This window comes from Christiangramia aquimixticola, assembly GCF_048285835.1.
Taxonomy (GTDB): Bacteria; Bacteroidota; Bacteroidia; order Flavobacteriales; family Flavobacteriaceae; genus Christiangramia; species Christiangramia aquimixticola.
This window is the reverse complement of the sequence record NZ_JBLVTL010000001.1, coordinates 164,797-173,001: the sequence shown is the minus strand read 5'-3', so window position 1 is coordinate 173,001 and position 8,205 is coordinate 164,797. Positions and strand designations below refer to the sequence as shown.

General features: G+C 37.4%; 5 protein-coding genes and 1 pseudogene. 5 read left to right on the top strand and 1 reads right to left on the bottom strand.

The genetic code is table 11. The features are described from left to right. A pseudogene (locus ACNKXV_RS00725) lies at positions 1-589 on the bottom strand (excinuclease ABC subunit UvrA); the annotation flags it as partial. A gap of 372 nt (positions 590-961) precedes the next feature. Between ACNKXV_RS00725 and ACNKXV_RS00720 the strand changes: the two are divergent. The 5 genes from ACNKXV_RS00720 to ACNKXV_RS00700 form a co-directional block, all read left to right on the top strand. Beyond that, positions 962-1,966 carry a response regulator transcription factor gene (locus ACNKXV_RS00720; RefSeq protein WP_417905784.1) on the top strand — a complete coding sequence of 335 codons (1,005 nt, stop codon included), beginning with the start codon at positions 962-964 and terminating at the stop codon, positions 1,964-1,966. A gap of 421 nt (positions 1,967-2,387) precedes the next feature. Beyond that, on the top strand, positions 2,388-3,791 hold the full coding sequence (locus tag ACNKXV_RS00715) for a hypothetical protein (RefSeq protein ID WP_417905783.1): 1,404 nt from the start codon (positions 2,388-2,390) through the stop codon (positions 3,789-3,791). Positions 3,792-3,854: 63 nt separating this feature from the next. Further along, entirely contained in the window at positions 3,855-5,927 is a 2,073-nt protein-coding gene (locus ACNKXV_RS00710) for a thrombospondin type 3 repeat-containing protein (RefSeq protein WP_417905782.1), read from the top strand. A gap of 73 nt (positions 5,928-6,000) precedes the next feature. After that, positions 6,001-6,984 (top strand): hypothetical protein, encoded by a 984-nt coding sequence (locus ACNKXV_RS00705; RefSeq protein ID WP_417905781.1) that lies wholly within the window; start codon positions 6,001-6,003, stop codon positions 6,982-6,984. 82 nt (positions 6,985-7,066) lie between these two features. Then, positions 7,067-8,205: hypothetical protein (locus ACNKXV_RS00700; RefSeq protein ID WP_417905780.1), on the top strand; the 1,139-nt coding region annotated here is incomplete at its 3' end.

Genomic DNA, 8,205 nt, shown 5'->3' with positions numbered 1-8,205 from the left:
CCAGCTTCATGCCTTTTTCGATATCTACCACCTCTTCGTCTGCCCGAACCTTTAAAAAGCCTTGTTTGGCAATTTGCTCAAACAGCTCCCGGTAATGTCCTTTCCTGCTACGCACAACCGGAGCAAGAATGTTCACTTTTTTACCTTTATAATTATCAAGAATCAGCTCTTTAATCTGGGAGTCGGTGTAACTCACCATTTTCTCTCCAGTATTATAACTATAAGCATCGCCTGCCCGGGCGAACAATAATCTTAAGAAATCATAGATCTCTGTAATCGTGCCCACGGTACTTCGTGGATTCTTGCTAGTGGTTTTTTGTTCTATGGCTATAACAGGAGACAGGCCTTCGATCTTGTCCACATCGGGCCTTTCTAGACTTCCCAAAAATTGCCGTGCATAAGCCGAAAAGGTTTCAATATACCTTCTTTGACCTTCGGCATAGATAGTATCAAAGGCTAAAGAGGATTTTCCGGACCCTGATAAACCTGTAATCACTACCAGTTGTTCCCTTGGAATGGAAACATCTATATTTTTCAGGTTATGTACCCGTGCTCCAAGAACCTCAATGCTATCTTCAAATTTCGTCATAGTTTTTTTCAAGGTGCCAAAGTTACTTATTGTATTAGTAAATAGAAAGTCCTTCTAAGGGTACTGATGTTAAGATAGGTGTAAAATTTCCACAGTGTAATTTTTAATATAATAACACGTGTCTAAAGGTATTATTAAAGTTACCTTAAAGAATGATTCTTATGGTTTAAAAAGTCACTTTGCACAGGTGTGTAGACGTCTGAATGTCAGTATAATATTACTTCATTTTTTCCTTGAAATACAGGAAATCACCTATATTTGAGAATCCCAAAATAAATTTTCCCAAATCTTTTTTACCTATCCTTTCATCGTAAGATGAACCATATACATGCCCCTGTATAATTAGTTTAATATTTATTATGTAGGTTGATTATGGAAAAAAAACAAATCCTCATTGTTAGTAGAAGTCAGCAATTTACCAAGAATCTGGTAGAAAGGCTTAGTATGAATTATGAAGTAACTGTTGAGAGCTCTATTCATGTAGCATATAATCTCGCGCTCTCTCTGTTACCCGACACAATTTTCTTCGATAAAACATCATATAATAAAGTGTCAGATTTCCGGAACCTTAAAAACTTCAAATCCACCCATTTTCTTAACAGAAGTCTGTTGATGGTGTATGGAAGCCCGGAAGATCTCTCGATTTTTCAGCGTAGATATAAATCGTTAATAGATGAATACCTTCCGGAGTCATTGGACCTGGATCAAATCGTCTCAAGAATCTTAAAAAATTCACATTCACGTAATTTCAATTACTGGCATGATTGCTTTCTGGGATTATTCAATATTATGGCTCAGCCGGTAGTCCTTTTACAGCAAAATAACATTATTGCCATAAATGACGCTTTTAAGGAAACCTTCAGGCTGGAAAATACAGAGGATCTTAAGTTAACAGATCTGGTGGATGTTGAGAATAAAGCCAAGGTAAGAACAAGTTTGCGAAATTTTGCCCGTGGGAAACATATGAAGGCGGTTACCAATAGTACGCTCGTACTTCATAATGGAAAGCTTAGAAACGCCCGAATATGTTTTTCAAAGTTGAGTAAAAATATTTTAGATCAATTTATAATGTTAATTGATTTCTCCGGGGAAGAGTATACTCTTGATAATACTGTGGGATCTAATTCTCGACAGGTGGAAGAATGTCTGGAGTCGCATCATTTAGATAACTTTAGTTTTACCAAACGCGAAAAAGAAATCATTTCTTTACTATGTAAAGGCTATAAAACCAAGGAAATTTCAGATACTCTTTTCATCTCCCCTAAAACAATTGAAAAGCACAGATCGAATATCATAAAACGCACAAATTCAGAAACCATTCTGGAAAGTATAATTTATGCCATTAACCATAAACTGGTGGATTTGCCCAAATATTAAAGTTTTGCTAAAAAGTATAAGAAGGAGTTAAATAGGGCTTTTTGGATTAAATGTACGGGTTTTCCCCTACTAATGTAACTATACCTCTTTTATACATTTACATAGATTTCAAAAAGAGAAGTCGCCCCCAATCTTCAGAAATTACCTTACTCAAGGCCCCCCCAAATCACAATGACTTATTGGACTGTTATATAATTTCCCTAAAGGGAAAACTGTGTATATATATTATTTATTAACCATTCGAAAATTTATTAACCAAAACTAATGAGTATATGAAAAAGTAAGTCACTCCCAACCATTCCCTACTGTTCGAAAAGACTTTAAGAGTTCCACTCTTAAGAACCTGATCCTGGATGCCATTGCGCAAAGCAGGAGTATAGTTTATTGACCATTCTAAAATATTATAACCAAACTTTCTATTATGAAAAAAATGAATTTTTATCTGGTTTTATGTACAGTGTTTACACTGATACTAACCGGATGTAGTAAAGATGAAACAGGAGAAATTGCAACTCCAGATTCATCAAATGTTGCTGTTCTTCAATTAGGGCCTGTATTGAATAGTCCAGAGGCAAGTTCAGCACTGAAACAACAGGAAACTCCTGAATGTTCTGATGCCACTCCTGGGTTTGCCCAGCTTTCCATTATTTATGGACCTAATAATATCGTGAAAGAAGATATTATTGTTCCTATTTTAAAAGATGGTCAGGGATATTTTACAGCTTATTCAGATGAATTAGAGCTACCAATCCCGGCGGGAATGAATAAAATATCTGTAACTCTTACAGAATTTGTAGTATGGACCAATAACGGCGGCTCCCCTGGATCTGTGATCTGGGTTGCACCGGTAGAAGGTAGTGAATTCGAAGATTTCGTGGATCAACCAGTTGGTCCGGATTTTACCTTTGACTTAAGAGCAGGATCCAAAAATTATATCAACGTAGATGTAATTTGCTATGATAACCGTGATGTTAATCGTTATGGGTATCAATTCTTTACCATTACACCTGTACCTCTTGTGAAATTCTGTCTTTTCGGTAACTATTGTACTCCAGAAGGTAGACACTATGTTGCATCATATAATGCAGAGATCTGGGAATATAACAATGGACAAATTGGTGATATAATTTATAATGATACTAATGATATAGATGGAGAAGGTTCACAAGCAGCTGCAGATCCTTTATGTTTCTTCCTTCCAGATCATCCAAACCAGGATGAGAATGAAGATGTATTTTATTTGAAAATAACTTTATTATCAGGTACTCCAGGATATAATGGTCCAGATAAGGTCATTGCCGAAGGCCCATTTAGTGTGGCTGAAATTAAACTGTTATTTGGTACCGATCAATTTGGTGAGGATAATGGAACAGTGGATTACTATCACTTCCAGTATGGATGCGATAATGGCGTGCCACCACCATTTGGAGAGCCAACAACTAAACGATACAAAGCTTGTATTAAGTATTTAGATGGATCTGACGATGTTGCAGGTTTCGCATATCTTTCAGTTGAGGGAACTACAATGCAGGCAGTAACTTCTGTATTTGGTCTTACTCCTAATAAAACTCATAAACAACATATTCACCAAAACGCATCATGTGGTAATTATGGTCCGGCTGTACTTGCTTTGGATTATAATGACAATACCTGGCCTTTGGCTAATATGCAGCAAGGGGTTTCATTTATGAATTATGCGGAAGTTATTTCTGGTGTTACCTTATCTAATTTACAGGATAGAACTGTGGTTGTCCACGGTAAAATGATGGGTCAAACTTATGATCCAGATCAGCCGGTTGCCTGCGGTGAATTCAGTCAATATTAATATTTAAAAAGATCCCAGACCGATTTTCGGTTTGGGATCCTTTTAATATAAATCTATAAACTAATGAGAACGATCAAAACATATATGGCCTGTATGGTCACATTATTACTTCTGGTTACATCTTGTACGAAAGATGAAACTCTAGGTAGTAATGGAGAAATTTCAAAAGATGTGGCAGTCCTTTATCTGGGACCTGTCCTGGATGGATTAAACCAAAACAGACAACAAGAACAGGACATTCCGGAATGCTCTGATGCCGATCCGGCATTTGCACAGATTAGTCTGGTATATGGGCCTAACAATACTCCCGTAAACGTAATGGTAGAAGTTTTAATGGATAATGACGGGTGGTTTACGGCCTATGATGACGAACTGGAAATACCGGTTGTAAATGGAAATTCTGTAGATATAACATTAACCGATTTCCTGGTGCGTAAAGATAATGCAGGACAGCCCGGAGATGTAATTTGGGTAGCTCCAAAAAAGAATAGTGAGTTCGCGAAGTTCGTTTCGAATCCTCTATCAAGAGAATTTAGCCTGAGAGCTGGTTCTAAAAATTATGTGGATGTAGAAGTTATTTGCTACGACGATAGAGATGTAAACCTTTACGGATATCAATTTTTTGATATTACTCCAGTACCATTGACTAAATTTTGTGTTTTTGCAAACTTATGTAAAACACCAAACGGTAGAGATTATGTAGCTAATTATAGTTTCGACCTTTATTCCTACTCAGGAGCGGTGGCAGAGCAAAATCCAATGTCGAATGCTAGTTTGTATAAAGCGATTGCTTTAGATGAAATGCCTAATACCGGAAAAGATGGAGATACCTATTATGCTGATCCTTTATGTTTGGCAATTCCAGAGGGAGATCCTGAAAATCCTGATAGACCATACCTGTATTATGAAATAACTGCTGAAAACTGGCCAGGATATTACGGAGGTACACCAAATATTTCACAATCCGGATATTTAACCTGGAATCAGGTTAAAGCTTTATTGGATAAAGATGGTGATGATACAACGGTAGATTACATGCACTTTTTCCTTAACTGTCCGGGTGGGGGAGATCCAACCTGTTTACTTGATACGGATGGTGATGGAGTAAGAGATTGTGATGATAAATGTCCGGGCTCTGATGATAATGCAGATCAAGACGGGGATAATATAGCTGACGGTTGTGATAACTGTCCGGAGGATGCTAACAGAGATCAGGCAGACGGTGATGGTGATGGTTATGGTGATGTTTGTGACAATTGCCCAGAAAATGCCAATGAAGATCAAGAAGATGAAGACGGAGATCTAGTAGGTGATACCTGTGATAACTGTCCCGAGGATGTTAACAGAGATCAGGCTGACCTTGATAATGATGGTTATGGTGATGTTTGTGATAATTGTCCTTCTAAAGCTAACGAAGATCAGGCAGATGGTGATGATGATGGTATTGGCGATGCTTGTGATAAATGTCCAACTGTTGGAGGGACAAACGATTACTTTGGTTGTCCTAATGATCCATGTTTAACCGGTTCAGATCAAGATGAAGATGGCTTGAGAGGTCTTTGCGACAACTGTCCTGATACTGCAAACCCGTTGCAAACAGACAGCGATGGAGATGGAATTGGTGACGCATGTGATATTTGTCCAAATGATGCAACTAACAACTGTAAGGAAGAACCTGGACAAGGTGAATGTGGACAAACTGCATATATGCAGGGAAGTAAAAGGTTTAGTGAAATAGACGGAGTCAATTCTAATAATTGGGGATGGGTACACGATTTCGCTATCACCGGTAACATTACCACTGAGGTAAGAAAAATTTATGCAGGTGCCAGTACAAATTATAATCTAAATGATGATACAAATATTGGTACTGTAACTATCAAATTCAATGATCTTACGAATGAATTAACATTGACATTCGACTTTGATCAGAGTGCACAGGAGTTAGATATAGTTCATGTAAATATTAGTGAGCAAAATCCGGATAAATTCAGTCCTGGCCAATATAATCAGCCACAAAAGACTGACGTTGGGGATGGAGCTGTATTAACATATACATACAATAATGTCGATTCTTCCTTTAAACTTATAGTTCATGGTGAAGGTGCATGTAAAGATGCAACTCGAAAAGATTAAAAATAAAGCGATCTACCTTAGGGTAGGTCGCCTATTCAATAAACCATTCTAAATATTAACAAAAACCTTAATTATGAAAACAATTAAATTTTATTGGGCGTTTATCGCCGCTTTCGCTCTACTACTTGGTTCTTGTAGTAAAGAAGATGTAGGAACCTCAGAGGGTGTTATCTCTGATAATGTTGCTTATTTAACATTAGGACCTGTGCTTAATGCCATGCAAAATGATATAAATAAACAACAGGCAACACCGGCATGTACTGATGATGATCCTTCTTACGCAATGATCAGGTTATTATATGGACCTAACAATGTGGTGGTTGAAACCGAAGTAGGTATCAAAGAAGATGATCAGGGACTTTTTACAGAATATAGTGAAGACCTTGAAATTCCGGTGAAAAATGGAAATACTGTAAGCATTACATTAACTGATTTCGTTGTTTATAATGATGATGACGTTGCTATCTGGGCTGCTCCAAAAATTGGAAGCGACTATGCAAAATTTGTATCTGATCCTTTGGCGAGAGAGTTTAGTTTAAGAGCGGGTTCTAAAAATTATGTGAATGTAGATGTTCTATGTATCGATGATCGAACAGTGAATTTATACGGATATCAGTTTTTTGATATTACACCTATAAAACTTTATGAATTCTGCGTTTTTGCTAACTATTGTACAGATTCTGGCAGACACTATACTGCAGATTATTCATTGAATCTTTATGAATATTCTGACGGTCAGATGGGAGACCTTATTTATGAAAACCTTTCTCCAAATAAAGGAGTTGACGGTGATACCTTTTGGGCAGATCCTTTATGTATGTTCGTTCCAGGACCTGGAGAAGGTGTTGACAGTGACGAGGAATACTTGTATTTCGTAGCCACTCTTAAAGATTGGAATTATGACGGAGATGAACAAGTAATCGAACAAGCTCTTTCATGGGATACGATCCAAATGTTATTGGATAGAGATGGAGATGATGATACTACCAATTACTGGCACATGTTCTTTAATTGTGATGAAGAAGATGGCCCAAGTGGTACTCAGGCAGGAGAATAGTAAATTATAATAAATCTAACCCGGCTAAAACCGGGTTAGATATTTCCTATTCCTATCATACTTAAACCATAACCAAACAATTATGAAAAATTTAAAAATATATCTGGCAATATTTGCCATGATGCCTTTCCTGTTTTCATCCTGTACTAAGGATGAATCAGTTTCAGATACCGGGGTATCTCCGGATGTTGCGGTATTATATCTGGGACCAGTGCTGGAAGGCTTAAACCAGACCCGGCAGCAAGAAGAAGGTGACATTCCACAATGTACTGAAGATGAGGCAGCTTTTGCAAGCATACGTTTAACATACGGACCAAATAACACTCCCGTGGAGGTAACTGTGGAAATTCTTGAAGATGAACAGGGACTTTTTACGGCTTATGATGATAAACTGGAAATTCCTGTAGTTTCGGGAAATTCAGTCGAAATAACCTTAACAGATTTTGTTGTTCTAAATGATAACCAGGATCCAATCTGGATGGCACCTAAATTAGGAAGTGATTTTGCGAAATTTGTATCTCATCCACTTTCAAGAAAATTTAATCTGAGAGCGGGATCAAAAAATTATGTGAATGTTGACGTTCTATGTTTTGATGATCGTGTTGTAAACATGTATGGATACCAATTTTTTGACATCACGCAAGTTCCACTTTATAAATTTTGCGTATTTGCAAATTATTGTTCGGATTCCGGACGGCATTTTACCGCAGATTATGAATTTAGTTTATATAAATACCTGGGTGATAATCCGGAAAACCCCCTGCAACCGGCAAGCAATTACCAACTTATTCATGAAGAAGAAAGTCCGGTAAAAGGGAACGATGACGGTACCTATTGGGCCGATCCCTTATGTATGGTGATACCGGGAAAACCTAAAGATAAGGGACCAAATGATCCGTATTTATTTTATGAAATCAAATTGGTGAATTGGGCACCTTATTATGCCACTGATGGTACTTTTGCAAAATCGGGATATTTAACCTGGAATCAAATTTCAGATTTACTAACAGTGGAAGGAGATGATTCAAATTCTACAGTAGATTACTGGCATTTCTTCTTCAATTGTGGAGATGACGACGGGCCTGTGGAATGTGATATCAATGATCCAGATGCAGATTGTGATGGGGACACCATCCCTAATAGTGAAGATCAATGCCAAGGGGCAGATGATACGGTTGATGTGGATAATGATAATATTCCAGACTGTAAGGATGACTTAAT